A 14,941-nucleotide genomic window follows, 5' to 3' on the forward strand; every position below is an offset into this window, starting at 1 on the left:
TACGGAGTCATCCATGTCCAAGGTCGAACACCAGACCAGCACCGTACTCACCGACGACGAACTGCGCACCCTGGACGCCCACTGGCGCGCCGCCAACTACCTGGCCGCCGGACAGATCTACCTGCTGGCCAACCCGCTGCTGAGGGAGCCGCTGAAGGCCGAGCACATCAAGCCGCGCCTGCTCGGCCACTGGGGCACCTCACCGGGCCTGAACCTGGTGTACACCCACCTCAACCGGGTCATCAAGGGACGAGGGCTCGACGCGCTGTGCATCTGGGGTCCCGGGCACGGTGGCCCCTCCGTCGTCGCGAACTCCTGGCTGGAGGGCAGCTACAGCGAGACCTACCCGGACGTCGGGCGGGACGCGGACGGCATGGGACGGCTGTTCCGGCAGTTCTCCTTCCCCGGCGGGGTGCCGAGCCATGTGGCGCCGGAGACGCCGGGCTCCATCCACGAGGGCGGCGAGCTGGGCTACGCGCTCTCGCACGCCTACGGTGCCGCCTTCGACAACCCCGACCTGGTCGTGGCCTGTGTGATCGGCGACGGTGAGGCCGAGACCGGGCCGCTCGCCGCCTCCTGGCACTCCAACAAGTTCCTCGACCCCGTGCACGACGGCGCCGTGCTGCCGATCCTGCATCTGAACGGCTACAAGATCGCCAACCCGACCGTCCTCGCCCGGCTGCCCGAGCAGGAGCTCGACGAGCTGCTGCGTGGCTACGGCCACGAGCCCCTGCACGTGACCGGCGACGACCCGGCCGCCGTGCACCGCGCGATGGCCGAGGCCCTCGACACCGCCCTGGACCGCATCGCCGGGTTCCAGCGCGCCGCCCGGCAGGAGGGCGGCGGCGAGCGCCCCAGGTGGCCCGTCATCGTGCTGCGCACCCCCAAGGGGTGGACCGGCCCCGCCGAGGTCGACGGCGTCCCGGTCGAGGGCACCTGGCGCGCCCACCAGGTGCCGCTCGCAGGGGTGCGCGAGAACCCCGAGCACCTGCGCCAGCTCGAACAGTGGCTGCGCTCCTACCGCCCCGAGGAACTGTTCGACGCCGAGGGACGGCCCGTGCCGGACGTCCTCGCCTGCTTGCCGGAAGGCGCCCGGCGCCTCGGCTCCACCCCGCGCGCCAACGGCGGCCTGCTCGTGCGCGAGCTGCCGATCGACTCCCTCGACCGGTTCGCCGTACCGGTCGACAAACCCGGCACGACCCTGCACGAACCGACCCGCGTGCTCGGCGACCTGATGGCCCAGGTCATGAAGGACACCGCGGACCGGCGTGACTTCCGCGTGGTGGGCCCCGACGAGACCGCCTCCAACCGCCTCCAGGCCGTGTTCGACGGCAGCGGCAAGGCCTGGCAGGCCGAAGTCCTCCCCGTGGACGAACACCTCGACCGGCACGGCCGGGTCCTGGAGATCCTCTCCGAGCACACCTGCCAGGGCTGGCTGGAGGGATATCTCCTCACCGGCCGGCACGGCCTGTTCTCCTGCTACGAGGCGTTCGTGCACATCGTCGACTCGATGGTCAACCAGCACATCAAGTGGCTGAAGACGTCCCGGGAACTGCCCTGGCGCGCCCCCATCGCCTCCCTCAACTACCTGTTGACGTCACATGTGTGGCGCCAGGACCACAACGGCTTCTCCCACCAGGACCCCGGCTTCGTCGACCACGTCCTCAACAAGAGCCCCGAGGTCGTACGGGTCTACCTGCCGCCGGACGCCAACACGCTCCTGTCGGTCGCCGACCACGCCCTGCGCAGCCGGGACTACGTCAACGTCATCGTGGCCGGCAAGCAGCCCTGCTTCGACTGGCTGTCCATGGACGCCGCCCGCGTCCACTGCGCCCGGGGAGCGGGGATCTGGGACTGGGCGGGCAGCGAGAACGGCGGCGAACCCGACGTCGTCCTCGCGTGCGCCGGCGACGTGCCGACGCAGGAGGTGCTGGGCGCCGCGCAGTTGCTGCGCCGTCATCTGCCCGAGCTGGCCGTCCGGGTGGTCAACGTGGTCGACATCGCCCGGCTGATGCCCCGCGAGGAGCACCCGCACGGGATGACGGACTTCGAGTACGACGGCCTCTTCACCGCCGACAAGCCGGTGATCTTCGCCTACCACGGCTACCCGTGGCTGATCCACCGCCTCGCCTACCGTCGCGGCGGCCACCGCCATCTGCACGTCCGCGGCTACAAGGAGTCCGGCACCACCACGACCCCCTTCGACATGGTCGTCCGCAACGACCTCGACCGCTACCGCCTGGTCATGGACGTCATCGACCGCGTCCCCGGCCTCGCGGTACGGGCCGCGACCGTACGCCAGCACATGGTCGACGCCCGCACCCGCCACCACGCCTGGATCCGCGAACACGGCACGGACCTGCCGGAGATCGCCGAGTGGAGCTGGAACGCGTAGGAGAGCCACGACACAGGGGGGGTCCGCCGGGCCCGCCCCTTCGTCATGCGCCCGGACCGGCCACCAAGGGCCGACTGGCCCACCCCTCGCGCCCGTACAGCCCATGGGATCGCGCGCCGATCCGCAGGACGCTCTAAGTGACGAGAAGACGCGAAGGAGATCCGCGATGACGGATGACGCGCTCAGCCGGTCCTCGGTCCACGCCCTGCTCGCGGACGGCACCACGGTGTGCATCCGCCCGGTGCGCCGGTCCGATCACGACCGGGTCCAGGGCCTGTACGAGGAGATGTCCCCGGAGAACCTGCGGCTGAGGTTCTTCGCCGCGAGCCGCCGTTCCGCGGGCCTGGCCGCCGATCGGGCCTGCGGAACGACGCGCCCCGGCTACCGGGTGCTGCTCGCCGAGACCGCGGGCCAGGTCATCGGACTCGCCGAGTACGACACCGGGGGCGCGGGAAGCGACGCCGAGATCTCCCTCGCGGTCGCCGACGGCCTGCACCACCGGGGCGTCGGCACGCTCCTCGTGGAGCACCTGGTCTCGGCGGCCCGCGCCGAGGGCATCACGAGCTTCACCGCGGACGCCCTCAGCGAGAACCACGAGGTGCTGCGGCTCTTCGCCGACCTCGGCCTGCGCACCGCCCGCCGTTTCGAGGGCCCGGAGGTGCGCTGCACCATCGCCCTCGACGAGAGCGACACCTACCTCACCGCCGTGGAGGAGCGCGGCAGGACCGCCGACGTGGTCAGCCTCGAGCCGTTGCTGCGGCCCCGGACGGTCGCCGTCGTCGGCGCCGGCCGCAAGCCCGGATCCGTCGGCCGGGCGGTCCTGCACCAACTGCACCGGGGCGGCTACACCGGCCGCCTGTTCGCGGTGAACCCCGGTGCGCACGCGATCCTCGGCGTTCCGTGCTACTCGTCCGTCGGCTCGCTGCCCGCCACCCCCGACCTCGTGGTGGTCGCGGTGCCCGCCGCCGCGGTGCCCCGCACCGCCGAGGAATGCGGCAAGGCGGGCGTCCACGCCCTTCTGGTCGTCACGGCGGGCCTGGACGCCGGGCAGGCCGAGGCACTGCTGACGGCCTGCCGCACGCACGGCATGCGCCTGGTCGGCCCCAACTGCCTCGGCATCAGCAACACCGACCCCGCCGTCCGCCTGGACGCCACCTTCGCCGCGACCCCGCCGGCCCCCGGCACCGCCGGTGTCGCCGTCCAGTCCGGCGGCGTCGGCATCGCCCTCCTGGACGGTCTGTCCCGGCTCGGCATCGGCGTCTCCTCCTTCGCCTCCCTGGGCGACAAGTACGACGTCAGCGGCAACGACCTGCTCCAGTGGTGGGAGAGCGACGGGCACACCGACCTGGCCCTGCTGCACCTGGAGTCCTTCGGCAACCCGCGTGCGTTCTCCCGCACCGCGCGCCGCGTCACCCGCCGGATGCCCGTGCTCACCGTGGACGCCGGCCGCACCGACGCCGGCCGTCGGGCCGCCGCCTCCCACACCGCGGCCGCGGCCACCCGCACCATGACCCGCGGCGCGCTGTTCACCCAGGCCGGCATCACCGCCACCCACTCGTGCGGCGAACTCCTCGAGGCAGCGGCCCTGATGCACGCCCAGCCGCTGCCCGCCGGGTCCCGCGTCGCCATCGTCACCAACGCGGGCGGTGCCGGTGTCCTCGCCGCCGACGCGTGCGCCGAAGCCGGGCTCGCGCTCCCCGCGCCCACCCCCGAACTCGTCGACGACCTGCTCGCCGTGCTCCCCGACGGGGCCGCCGTGGGCAACCCCGTCGACGCCACCGCCGCGGTGACCGAGGAACAGCTCACGGCGTGCGTGGACCGGATCATGCGGTACGGCGGCATCGACGCCGTCCTCGTGGCCCTGGTGCCCACCGCGGTCGCCGTGGCCACCGGCGACGACCTGATCCGCTCCCTCACCCGCGCCGGAACACGGACCAAGCCGGTCCTCGCGATCCGGCTCGAACAGGGCCTGCCCGTCGAGTTGCTGCCCGCCGAGGGCGGCGGCACCGTCCCGGCGTACGCCGAACCGCAGGCGGCGGCCCGGGCACTGGCCCACGCCGCCCGTCGCGCCGCCTGGCTGGCCCGACCCGCCGGAACCGTCCCCGACCTGGACGGCATCGACACCGCCCGCGCCCACGCCGTCGTCGACGCCTACCTGGAAGCTCATCCGGACGGCGGCTGGCCGGAGCCCCGCGTGTGCGCCGAACTCCTGGACTGCTACGGCATCCCGCAACTGCCGTGGGCCTGGGCCGAGACCGAGGACGACGCCGTGCTCGCCGCCGACCGGCTCCGCGGCGCCGACGGCCGGGTCGTCATGAAGGGGCACTGGCCGGGCCTGCTGCACAAGAGCGCCCAGCACGCCGTGCACCTCGACCTCAGGGGCGATCAGCAGGTGCGCGCCGCCTTCCGCGACCTGGAGACCCGCTTCGGCGGCCTGTTGACCGGCGTGATCGTGCAGCCCCTCGCCCAGCGCGGCACCGAACTGTTCGCGGGTGTCGTCCAGGACGAGGTCTTCGGACCCCTGGTCCTGTTCGGACTCGGGGGCACCGCCACCGAGGTGCTCGCCGACCACGCCGCCCGGCTCGCCCCGCTCACCGACCACGACGTGCACGACCTGATCACGGCCCCGCGCTGCGCCCCGCTGCTGTTCGGCGCACACGGCGGCGGGCCCGTCGACCTCGCGGGCCTGGAGCAGCTGCTGCTGCGGCTGTCCCGGATGGCGAGCGATCTGCCGCAGCTCGCCGAGGCCGACTTCAACCCCGTTCTCGCGACACCGGGCGGAGTCACCGTGCTCGATGCGCGCGTACGCCTGCTCCCCCGCAGGCCGCAAGACCCGTATCTGCGCAGGCTCCGCTGAGGAGGGACAGACATGAGGCACGACAAGGTCGGCTCCGTGATGACCACGGAGGTCGTCCGCGCCACGTACGGCACGCCGTTCAAGGAGGTGGCCCGGCTGCTCGGTGACCACCGCATCAGCGGACTGCCGGTGGTCGACGAGGGCGAGGAGGTCATCGGCGTCATCTCCGAGACGGACCTGCTGATCCGTCAGGCCGAGGCACCGGACCCGTACGAGCCGAGGAAGCGCTCGTGGCTCGCGGGTCTGACCCGGGCGGGTCGGGTGCGGGCCGTCAAGGCCAGGGCCCGTACCGCCGGCCAGTTGATGACCGCACCGCCGGTCACCGTCCACGCGGACGACACCATCGTCGAGGCCGCGCGGACCATGGCCCAGAACCGGGTGGAGCGGCTGCCTGTCCTGGACGAGGAAGACCGTCTCGTCGGCATCGTCACCCGCCGGGACCTGCTGACGGTCTTCCTGCGGCCGGACGCGGACATCCGCGCCGAGGTCATCGACGAGGTGCTGGTGCGGGCCATGTGGCTGGCCCCCCGCGCCGTGGACGTCTCGGTCACCGAGGGCGTCGTCACGCTCTCCGGGCAGCTGGAACGCAAGAGCGAGACGGAGATCGCCCTCTCCATGACCCGGCAGATCGACGGTGTGGTCGCCGTCGTCGACAGGCTCACCCACCGGCTGGACGACTCCCGGCTCCAGCCCGACGCCCAGGCCCTGCACGGCGTGGCCGACGACTGGCTGCGCAAGCTGTGACAGGCCGCTGAGAGAGGAGTCCGCCATGACCGCGAAGGTGCTGGTCGCCTACGGGACGACGAACGGATCGACCGCCGAGATCGCGGAAGCGGTGGCCGCGGTCCTGACGAAGGAGGGCTGCGCCGCGCGGGCGCTGCCCGCGAGCACGGTCAACGGGGTGACGGACTACGACGCCGTCGTGGTCGGTGGCGGACTCTACGCCGGACGCTGGCACAAGGACGCCCGCCGCTTCCTGCGCCACCACCGCGCGGCCCTCGCCGACCGCCCGCTGTGGCTGTTCAGCAGCGGCCCGCTGGACCCCTCCGCCTCCGAGCGGGACATCCCGCCCGTACCCGGTGTGCGCAGGGCCATGGCCCGTCTCGACGCCCGCGGGCACGAGACCTTCGGCGGCTGCCTGCGGGAGGGCGCCAAGGGCCGCATCGCCACGATGATCCTGCGCAACGGAAAGGGCGGTGACTTCCGCGACTTCGACCGGATCGAGGAATGGGCGGCCGAGGTCGCCGCCGATCTGACCCGGGAGTGACCGCTCAGAGGGGAGCGACATGAACCTGCCCTGCGCGAGCCCCGGCCGCGCGGCGCTCCACCTGGCCCGCGCGGCCGGGCTCGCGCCTTCGCCGCACAACACGCAGCCGTGGTTCTTCACCGAGGAGGGCCACGACCACGGTTTCGAGATCCACCTCGACCACGGCAGGCGCCTGCCCCGCACCGACCCCGGTGGCCGCCAGGCGGTCATCGCCTGCGGGGCGGCCCTGTTCAACGTGCGGATCGCGGTACGCCACCTCGGCTTCCGGCCCACCGTCACGTTGCTGCCGGATCCCCGCGACCCCGCTCTCGTGGCCCACGTCGGCTACGCGGCCCACGCCCCGGCCACGCCCGCCGAGACACGACTGGCCCTCGCGATACCCGGGCGGCACACCCACCGAGGATCCTTCGAACCGGAACCGCTGCCCGAGACGCTGCTGGACGAACTGCGGGACCAGGCCCGGGCCGAGGGCGCCGACCTGCAGATCGTCGACGAACCCGAGCCGCTCGACCTGCTCGCGGAGCTGGTGCGCACGGCGGAACACCGCCACCGCGCGACGTACCCCCACTGCGCCGAACTCGCCCGCTGCGTGGGCCCGCGCGGAGTGCCCTTCGACGCCTGCCGGCACCACCCTGACCGGACCTTCCTGCCCGGCCGCGACTATCTCGGACTCGCCCAGCGGATCGTGCTCCCGGACCGGCGGACCTGGTGCCGCCCCGGTACCGGCACCGCCGTCGTCCTCACGACCCTCCGCGACACCCGCACCGACTGGCTGCGCTCGGGACAGGCTCTGCAGCGCGTGCTGCTGCACGCAACCGCCCGCGACACGGTGGCCGCCTTCCACACGCAACCCCTGGAACTGCGCGAACCGCGTGCCGAGTTGCGCAGGCGCGTGACCGGGGGCCGCTTCCCCCAGGTGATCCTGCGCCTGGGCCGTACGACCCAGGTGTACCCGGCTTCCCGGCGCCCGACAGCCGATGTCCTTCGTGCCGGGCCGTCAGCAGATCCGCGGCAGTTGTTCCCCCAGCGGCATGTCCACGATGCGCCGGGCGCCGACCAGTGTCCGCAGGGTCACCCTGCCGTGCGGCCCTCCTGGCAGCACCTCGCCGATCCGTACGGCCCTCTCACCCTCGGGTCGTGACCGCAGGGCGGTCAGCGCGGCCTCGGCCGCGTCCGCGGCGACGAAGGCGACCAGGCAGCCCTCGTTGGCGACGATCAACGGATCCAGGCCGAGCAGATCGCAGGCGGAGGCGACCGCCTCGGGCACCGGCACGGCGCCCTCCTCGATCTCCACGGCCACCCGGGAGTCGCGGGCGATCTCGTTGAGGGCCGCCGCGAGCCCGCCCCGGGTCGGATCGCGCAGCACGTGGACGTCGGCGCCGAGCGGCACCAGCGCGCTCACCAGCCGGTGCAGCGGCCGGGTGTCGGAGGCGATGTCGCCCTCGAAGCCAAGGCCTTCCCGGGTGCTGAGCACGGTCGTTCCGTGCAGCCCGATCGGCCCCGACAGCAGCACCGCGTCGCCGGGGCGGGCCAGTGCGGCCGACGGATGCAACGAGCCGTGCCGCTGCCCGATGCCGGTGGTGTTGACGAACAGCCGGTCGGCGGCGCCCCGGCCCACGACCTTGGTGTCCCCGGTGATCACCGGCACCCCGGCCTCCTGGGCCGCCTTGCCCAACGAGTCCATCACGGACCGCAGTTCGGCCACCGCCAGCCCCTCCTCGACGATGAGGGACACGGTCAGCGCGATCGGCCACGCGCCTCGCATCGCGAGGTCGTTGACCGTGCCGTGGACGGCGAGAGAGCCGATGTCCCCGCCGGGGAAGAACAACGGACTGACGACGAAGCTGTCGGTGCTGACCACCAGTTCCCGGTGACCGGGCAGCAGGGCCGCGTCCTCCAGCGGGCCCGGAGGCCCGGCCAGGGCGGGCAGGATCGAACGGTCCAGCAGCTCCGCGGTCAGCCGTCCGCCGGCGCCGTGGCCGAGCAGGACGACCTCGTCCTCGTGGTAGGGGGTGGGGCAGTCGAGGGTCATGACGGGCTCCTCGTACGGTGGCGTCCAGCCGCGTGGAAGGCGGCGCAGGTGCCCTCGGACGACACCATCGGCGCGCCGAGAGGGTGGCGGGGCGTGCAGCGGGTGCCGTACGCCGTGCAGTCGGTGGGCAGTCTGGCCCCGGTGAGGATCGCGCCAGCGATGCACTCCGGGTCCTCGACGGGGCTGAGCCCGCCGACGTCGAAGCGGCGGGCCGCATCGAAGTCCTGGTACTTCTCTGCCAGTGCGAGGCCGCTGTCCGGAAGCGCCCCGATGCCGCGCCAGGCCCGGCCGGTGACCCGGAAGACCTCACGGACCGCGTCCTGGGCCTCGGTGTTGCCGCAGCGGCGTACGGCTCGCACGTACTGGTTCTCCACTTCGAACCGGCCGGACTCCAACTGCCGTACCGCCATGAGGATTCCCTCCAGCAGGTCCAGCGGCTCGAAGCCGGTGACCACGATCGGCACCCGGTGGGCGGCGGCGATCGGCTCGTACTCGCGCCAGCCCATCACCGCGCACACATGCCCGGCCGCCAGGAAGGCCTGCACCTCGCAGTCCGGGTCGTCCAGCAGCGCGGTCATCGCGGGCGGGACGAGGACATGGCTGACCAGCATCGAGAAGTTGGTCAGCCCCAGACGCGCCGCGTGCAGCACCGCCGTCGCGTTCGCGGGCGCGGTCGTCTCGAAGCCGACTGCGAGGAAGACGACCTCCCGCTCGGGGTGCGCGGCGGCCAGGCGTACGGCGTCCATCGGGGTGTAGACCACCCGTACGTCCGCGCCGCGCGCCCGCAGCGACAGCAGGTCGGTTTCCGTGCCGGGCACCCGCAGCATGTCGCCGAAGCTGGTGAGGATCACGCCGGGGCGGGCGGCGACCGCCATGGCCCGGTCCAGGGTCTCCAGCGGGGTCACGCACACCGGACAGCCCGGGCCGTGGATCATCCGCATCCCGGCCGGCAGCAGCTCGTCGATGCCCTGACGGACCAGGGTGTGGGTCTGACCACCGCACACCTCCATGATCCGCCAGGGGCGCGTGGCGGTCCGCCGGAGCTCCTCCAGCAACTGCCGGGCGAGCACGGGATCGCGGTACTCGTCGAGGTACTTCATCAGCGGTCGTGATCCTTCATCGGTGGGTCAGGTCGAGCCGGATGTCCACGACCCCCTCCACGGCCCGCACCGCCCGGGCCAGCACGGGCACGAGCGTCCGGTCGGGCAGGGCGCCGCCGAGCGTGACCACACCCTCGGTCACCGAGACCGTCAGCGGCGTGGTGAACGGCAGCCGTCCGACGATCTCGCCGCGGATCTCCTCGGCGATCTCTTCGTCGGCACGCAGGAACACCTTCAGCAGGTCGCTGCGGCTGACGACGCCCTGGAGCAGGCCGACACCGTCCACGACGGGCAGCCGCTTGACATGCCGACGGGCCATGATCCGGGCCGCCTCGGCGAGCGTGGCGTCCGCGTGCACGGTCACGGCCGGGGCGCTCATCAGCTCGCCCGCGGTCACCGCGCCCGCCTTCAGACGGTCCGCCAGATCGCCTTCCTCGGTGTCCCGGAACTCCTCCTTGAGCAGCAGGTCCGCCTCGGAGACCACTCCGACGACCCGCCCCTCACCGGCCAGCACCGGCAGGGCGCTGACCTTCCACTCGTCGAGCAGCGCGACGATCTCCTTGAAGGGTGCCTCGCTGCCGACGGCGACGACGGTGTGCGTCATCACATCGCTCACGGTGTACGGGGAATCAGGCATCGCTGCCTCCTGTGGTCGGGCCCGAGGTCCTCACGACCGTCAGGTCGAGGAAATGGGTGGAGCACGAGATGCACGGGTCGTGGTTGCGGATCGCCCGCTCGCACAGACCCGTCAACTCCTGGTCGTCCAGGTCGTTCTCGCTGATCGCCCGCTGGGCCAGACGCCGCAGGTCGTCCTCGATCGCGCCCTGGTTCTGCGCGGTGGGCGGCAGCAGTACGGCGTCGGTCACCGTTCCGTCCGCCGCGAGCGCGTAGCGGTGATAGAGCACCCCGCGGGGGGCCTCGGTGGCGCCGTGTCCGACGCCCGCGACCGGCGGGACCTCGGTGTACGGGAGTGCGGGCGGCTCGTAGGCGTCGATCAGCCGCAGGGCCTCGGTGACGGCGTACACCGTCTCCACGGCCCGCACCAGGATGGAGCGGAAGGGGTTGCGGCAGACGGCGCCGGTGAGCGGGTCGCCCAGTCCGGACGCCACGGCCGCCTGCCGGGCGACCTCGGACAGCCGTGGCCCGCTGATCGCGAACCGGGCGAGGGAGCCGGTCAGGTGCAACCGCCCGTCGAGCCGCGAGTGCAGGGCGGTGGAGTGCGGCACGTGAATCTCGGTGACGTGCTCGGTGAAGTCCCGTACCGGGAAGCGGTCCCGGGTGCCGTCGGCGCGCAGGACGGTCGGTGTGCCGCCCTCGATGGCATAGGTGTCCGGCTCGGCCAGCGCCAGCAGGTCGGCCTCCACTTCGGCGTCGGGGAACTCGAAACCGGACACCCAGCGCACGGTGTCCCACGCGTCGTCCAGCGCCCGCCTCAACTCCTCGGCCACCGGACGCAGCTCCGCGCGCGCGGGCACCCGGTGGAAGCCGCCGAGGCGGACGTTGACCGGGTGTACGGCACGTCCGCCGAGCAGCTCCATCAGCGAGTTGCCGGCCTTCTTCAGCCGCAGCCCCCGTTCGACGTCGGCCCGGTGCGTGCGGGCCAGCTCGATCGCGCTCGCCCGACCCAGGAAGTCCGGGGCGTGCAGCAGGTAGATGTGCAGGGCCTGGCTCTCGATCCACTCACCGCAGTACAGCAGCCGGCGCAGGCCTCGGACGGCCGGGTCGACCACCACGGCGCAGGCGTCCTCGATCGCCGCGCAGGCGCTCATCTGGTAGGCGACCGGGCAGATCCCGCACACCCGGGCGGTGATGTCGGGCGGTTCGGTGTAGGAGCGGCCGCGCAGCAGCGCCTCGAAGAACCGGGGCGGTTCGTAGATGTCCAGCCGTGCCTCGGTGACCGTGCCGTCGTGCACGCCGAGGTACAGCGCGCCCTCGCCCTCGACCCGGGACAGCGAGCCGACGTGCAGCACACGGGAGCCTCGGTGAGTCACTTCCTCAACTCCTCTTCGAAGGCGGTGGCGTTGAAGGTGTGCAGGAACCGGAGCACGGCGGCCTCATCCATGCCGTCGCGGCGCAGCAGAGGGATCAGGGCGGGCAGGTTCACCGACCCCGACGGGCCGAAGCAGCCGAAGCAGCCGCGCTGGTAGGCCGGGCACAACGCGCCGCAGCCGGCGTGCGTGACCGGCCCGAGACAGGGGGTGCCGTGGGCGACGGTCACGCACACCGTGCCGCGCCGCTTGCACTCGAAGCACACGCTGTGATTCGGCACGTCGGGCCTGCGCCCCGCCAGGAACGCGGTGATCACTTCGATGAGCTGCCGCTTGTCGATCGGGCAGCCGCGCAGCTCGAAGTCGACGTCCACATGGGCGGAGACGGGGGTGGAGTCGGCGAGCGTGGAGATGTACTCGGGGTGGGCGTACACCGCGCGCCGGTATTCGTCCACGTCCGCGTAGTTGCGCAGCGCCTGGACACCGCCCGCCGTCGCGCACGCCCCGATGGTCACCAGGTGGCGGGAGGCGGCCCGGATCGCGCGGATCCGTTCGGCGTCCTCGGCCGTGGTGACCGAGCCCTCCACCAGCGACAGGTCGTAGGGGCCCGGTGCGACCGCGCTGGACGCCTCCAGGAAGTGGACGATCTCCACCTCGCCCGCCAGCGCCAGGAGTTCGTCCTCGCAGTCCAGCAGGGTGAGCTGGCAGCCGTCGCAGGAGGCCAGCTTGAACACCGCGAGCGTGGGGGCCTTCTTCTTCGGAGGCGCCTTCGCTTTCGGAGGCACCATCTCTTGCGGGGCCATCACAACTCCCTCACGGTCAGCAGGGGTTCGACCCGCTCCCAGGCGACGACCGGGCCGTCCCGGCACAGCAGCAGCGGCCCGAGCTGGCAGTGCCCGCAGTGGCCGGTCGCGCAGCGCATGTTCCGCTCCAGCGACAGCCCGATCCGGTCCGCGGCCATGCCCCCGGCGGCGAGCTCTCGGGCGGTGGCCCGGATCATCGGCTCCGGGCCGCACACGAACGCCCAGGCGTCGGTCGGCGTGAAGTCGGCCCGGTCCAGCAGGTCGGTGACCACCCCGACGTCCCCGCGCCAGTCGTCGTCGGGCCGGTCGACGGTGACGCCGGTGTATGCCGTGGCCCAGCCGGCGACCTCCTCGCGTGCGATCAGATCGGCCGGGGTGCGCGCCCCGATCAGCACGTTGACGCGGCCGTACCGCTCGGGCTCGGCCAGCGCCCGCAGGATCAGCGGCCGCAGCGGGGCCAGACCGATGCCGCCCGCGACGATCAGCACGTCACCGCCGCGCGCCCGCTCGAGGTCCCAGCCCGTGCCGTACGGCCCGCGGATGCCGAGGACATCGCCGACCCGCAGCGCGCACAGCCCCGCCGAGACGGCTCCCACCGAGCGGATCGTGTGCGCGAGGCCGCCGGTGGCCTGCACCGAGCTCACCGACACGGGGATCTCGCCGCGTCCGAAGCAGTGCACCATCGCGAACTGGCCCGGCGCGAAGTCACCGAGCGCCGTGCCGACCGGCTCCAGTCGCAGCGTCACCGTGTCGGCGGTCTCCGCCCTGCGGGCGACCACACGGTAGGGCGCGGGCACGGCGGTCATCGCGCACCTCCTCCGCCCGCGGGCCCGTACAGATCGAGCAGCCGGGTCCGCGCCGCGCGCAGCCGGTGGGCCAGCACCCGGCCGACCCAGTGCTCGACGGCCCGCCCGAACGCGGGGTCGTCCAGGCACATCAGCCGGACGGCCACCGCGTCGAACTCGTAGGCCCGCAGCGGGGTCACGCACTCGGCGCCGAACTGCCAGGTGTACGGCTCGAACAGCCAGGACCAGCCGACCAGATCGCCGACGCCGAGCGTCTCGACCACCGGCGGTCGGCGGCCGGGCACATGCACGTCGAGGGCGAGGGTGCCGGAGCGGATGATCCAGAACCGGTCGGCGCGCCCGCCCTCGTCGAAGAGCCGGGTGCCGGGCGGGAAGTCCACCTCGCGGCCGACCCGCAGCAGCCGCTCGCGGTGCTCGGCGGGCAACGCGTGGTTCATGCGCAGGGCGATCGAGGGGGGCATCAGTGGGTCTCCGTCCGTTGTTCGGCGTCCAGCGCCGCCACTTCCTCGGTGATGTCGATGCCGGCCGGGCACCAGGCGATGCAGCGCCCGCAGCCCACGCAGCCGGACGTGCCGAACTGGTCGTGCCAGGTGCCGAGCTTGTGAGTGAGCCACTGCCGGTAGCGACTGCGGCCGGAAGCGCGGACCGGACCGCCGTGCAGGTAGGAGAAGTCCAGGTCGAAACAGGAGTCCCAGCGCTGCCACCGCTCGGTGTGGTCACCGGTCAGATCGGTGACCTCCTCCGTGGTGGTGCAGAAGCAGGTCGGGCAGACCATCGTGCAGTTCCCGCACGTCAGACAGCGGGCGGCGACGTCGTCCCAGCGCTCGGCGTCCAGGCTCGCGCCCAGCAGGTCCCGCAGACTCACCGGAGGCAGCGCGCGTCCCATACGCTCGCGCGCCGCGTCCACGGCGGACCGGGCCGCTTCCTCCGTGTCCGGATCGGCCGCGCGGTGCGGCAGTCCCTCCAGCACTGCCGCGCCCGCCTCGCTGCCCACCCGCACCAGGAAGCGGCCCTGCGTCTCGGTGAGCGCCAGGTCGTACCCGGGATCGGCCGCGGGGCCCCCGCCGGTGGAGACGCAGAAGCAGGTCCCGCCCGGCTCGGTGCACTCGGCGACGATCAGGAACGCTTTCGACCTGCGCCCGCCGTAACGGGTGTCCTCGTGCCGTCCGCCGGTCAGTACGCGGTCCTGGATCGCGATGGCCCGCAGGTCACAGGGGCGGACACCGAGGAAGGCGTAGGACGGGGGGTCCGGTTCGTCGGCGGTGAAGGACACGTCACCGTCCGGCGTACGGTCCGCGCTCCACAGCCGTTCCCGCGCGGGGTGCAGGAAGTTCTTCCAGGACTGCGGTCCCGCGCTGTGCGCGAAGGCGGCACCGTCCTCGCGGCGGACCAGCCGGTAGCGCCCGGCGTCCAGCTCGACGCCCCAGCCGAAGGGGAGTTCGTCCGCCGACGCCAGCTCGGCGAGCACGATCGCCCCGTCCCGCACGGTCGGCCCCACGACCGTCCGCCCCTGCGCGACCAGAGCCGTGACCAGCGCGTTCAGCCCTTCGCGGTCGAGTACGGCCGGGCCTGCGGTGACGGTCATGACGGTCCTCCTGACACAGGTGGTCCTTCACCTTCAGCGTCCGCCCTCGCAGGGGGCGTCCGGCAGGGGCTGACCGGCCCCGTCGAGGGGCCGACCGGGTCCCGTCGG

At 72.9% G+C, this 14,941-nt stretch carries 12 protein-coding genes and 1 pseudogene; 5 read left to right on the forward strand and 8 right to left on the reverse strand.

The annotated features are described in order from the left end of the window. Window positions 1-13 precede the first annotated feature (13 nt). From ACWDRW_RS15015 to ACWDRW_RS15035, 5 genes and pseudogenes are all read left to right on the forward strand, one after another. Window positions 14-2,395: a phosphoketolase family protein gene (locus tag ACWDRW_RS15015; RefSeq protein ID WP_451723295.1), complete on the forward strand. Its 2,382-nt coding sequence runs from the start codon at window positions 14-16 to the stop codon at window positions 2,393-2,395. Window positions 2,396-2,561: 166 nt separating this feature from the next. Further along, window positions 2,562-5,252 carry a bifunctional acetate--CoA ligase family protein/GNAT family N-acetyltransferase gene (locus ACWDRW_RS15020; RefSeq protein ID WP_451723297.1) on the forward strand — a complete coding sequence of 897 codons (2,691 nt, stop codon included), beginning with the start codon at window positions 2,562-2,564 and terminating at the stop codon, window positions 5,250-5,252. 12 nt (window positions 5,253-5,264) lie between these two features. Then, window positions 5,265-5,996, forward strand: coding sequence for a CBS domain-containing protein (locus ACWDRW_RS15025; protein WP_451723298.1), 732 nt, complete (start codon window positions 5,265-5,267; stop codon window positions 5,994-5,996). A 25-nt stretch (window positions 5,997-6,021) separates the two neighbouring features. After that, window positions 6,022-6,519 carry a flavodoxin domain-containing protein gene (locus ACWDRW_RS15030; protein WP_451723299.1) on the forward strand — a complete coding sequence of 166 codons (498 nt, stop codon included), beginning with the start codon at window positions 6,022-6,024 and terminating at the stop codon, window positions 6,517-6,519. Between the two features lie 19 nt (window positions 6,520-6,538). Then, window positions 6,539-7,492: pseudogene (locus ACWDRW_RS15035) on the forward strand (Acg family FMN-binding oxidoreductase); the annotation flags it as partial. A 24-nt stretch (window positions 7,493-7,516) separates the two neighbouring features. Here ACWDRW_RS15035 and hypE read toward each other — a convergent pair. Genes hypE through ACWDRW_RS15075 form a run of 8 tightly spaced genes read right to left on the reverse strand, consistent with a single transcriptional unit; the run spans window position 7,517 to window position 14,833 of the window. Continuing rightward, window positions 7,517-8,551, reverse strand: a complete 1,035-nt coding sequence (gene hypE, locus ACWDRW_RS15040) for a hydrogenase expression/formation protein HypE (RefSeq protein ID WP_451723301.1) — start codon at window positions 8,549-8,551, stop codon at window positions 7,517-7,519. Next, a complete protein-coding gene (gene hypD, locus ACWDRW_RS15045; RefSeq protein WP_451723303.1) occupies window positions 8,548-9,651 on the reverse strand; it encodes a hydrogenase formation protein HypD in 1,104 nt (367 codons plus the stop codon). Before hypD ends, hypE begins: the two co-directional genes overlap by 4 nt. Before the next feature lie 16 nt (window positions 9,652-9,667). Beyond that, window positions 9,668-10,288: a CBS domain-containing protein gene (locus ACWDRW_RS15050; protein WP_451723306.1), complete on the reverse strand. Its 621-nt coding sequence runs from the start codon at window positions 10,286-10,288 to the stop codon at window positions 9,668-9,670. Next, window positions 10,281-11,642, reverse strand: a complete 1,362-nt coding sequence (locus ACWDRW_RS15055) for a Ni/Fe hydrogenase subunit alpha (RefSeq protein WP_451723307.1) — start codon at window positions 11,640-11,642, stop codon at window positions 10,281-10,283. The genes ACWDRW_RS15050 and ACWDRW_RS15055 overlap by 8 nt, the downstream gene beginning before the upstream one ends. Then, window positions 11,639-12,442, reverse strand: coding sequence for an NADH-quinone oxidoreductase subunit B family protein (locus ACWDRW_RS15060; RefSeq protein ID WP_451723309.1), 804 nt, complete (start codon window positions 12,440-12,442; stop codon window positions 11,639-11,641). Before ACWDRW_RS15060 ends, ACWDRW_RS15055 begins: the two co-directional genes overlap by 4 nt. Continuing rightward, window positions 12,442-13,248, reverse strand: a complete 807-nt coding sequence (locus ACWDRW_RS15065) for an FAD/NAD(P)-binding protein (protein WP_451723311.1) — start codon at window positions 13,246-13,248, stop codon at window positions 12,442-12,444. Before ACWDRW_RS15065 ends, ACWDRW_RS15060 begins: the two co-directional genes overlap by 1 nt. Then, a complete protein-coding gene (locus tag ACWDRW_RS15070) occupies window positions 13,245-13,709 on the reverse strand; it encodes a Crp/Fnr family transcriptional regulator (RefSeq protein WP_451723313.1) in 465 nt (154 codons plus the stop codon). Before ACWDRW_RS15070 ends, ACWDRW_RS15065 begins: the two co-directional genes overlap by 4 nt. After that, the gene (locus ACWDRW_RS15075) at window positions 13,709-14,833 is read right to left on the reverse strand and encodes a 4Fe-4S dicluster domain-containing protein (RefSeq protein WP_451723315.1); all 1,125 of its coding nucleotides are present in this window, start codon (window positions 14,831-14,833) and stop codon (window positions 13,709-13,711) included. The genes ACWDRW_RS15070 and ACWDRW_RS15075 overlap by 1 nt, the downstream gene beginning before the upstream one ends. Window positions 14,834-14,941 lie beyond the last annotated feature (108 nt).

The organism is Streptomyces sp. NPDC003635, assembly GCF_053587635.1.

Bases quoted from the DNA above. Each gene is read 5' to 3' on its own strand.
- ACWDRW_RS15050 (WP_451723306.1), bottom strand. From the start codon at position 10,288: ATGCCTGATTCCCCGTACACCGTGAGCGATGTGATGACGCACACCGTC.
- ACWDRW_RS15065 (WP_451723311.1), bottom strand. From the start codon at position 13,248: ATGACCGCCGTGCCCGCGCCCTACCGTGTGGTCGCCCGCAGGGCGGAG.
- ACWDRW_RS15030 (WP_451723299.1), top strand. From the start codon at position 6,022: ATGACCGCGAAGGTGCTGGTCGCCTACGGGACGACGAACGGATCGACC.
- ACWDRW_RS15015 (WP_451723295.1), top strand. From the start codon at position 14: ATGTCCAAGGTCGAACACCAGACCAGCACCGTACTCACCGACGACGAA.
- ACWDRW_RS15060 (WP_451723309.1), bottom strand. From the start codon at position 12,442: ATGGCCCCGCAAGAGATGGTGCCTCCGAAAGCGAAGGCGCCTCCGAAG.
- ACWDRW_RS15070 (WP_451723313.1), bottom strand. From the start codon at position 13,709: ATGCCCCCCTCGATCGCCCTGCGCATGAACCACGCGTTGCCCGCCGAG.
- ACWDRW_RS15025 (WP_451723298.1), top strand. From the start codon at position 5,265: ATGAGGCACGACAAGGTCGGCTCCGTGATGACCACGGAGGTCGTCCGC.
- hypE (WP_451723301.1), bottom strand. From the start codon at position 8,551: ATGACCCTCGACTGCCCCACCCCCTACCACGAGGACGAGGTCGTCCTG.
- ACWDRW_RS15075 (WP_451723315.1), bottom strand. From the start codon at position 14,833: ATGACCGTCACCGCAGGCCCGGCCGTACTCGACCGCGAAGGGCTGAAC.
- ACWDRW_RS15020 (WP_451723297.1), top strand. From the start codon at position 2,562: ATGACGGATGACGCGCTCAGCCGGTCCTCGGTCCACGCCCTGCTCGCG.
- hypD (WP_451723303.1), bottom strand. From the start codon at position 9,651: ATGAAGTACCTCGACGAGTACCGCGATCCCGTGCTCGCCCGGCAGTTG.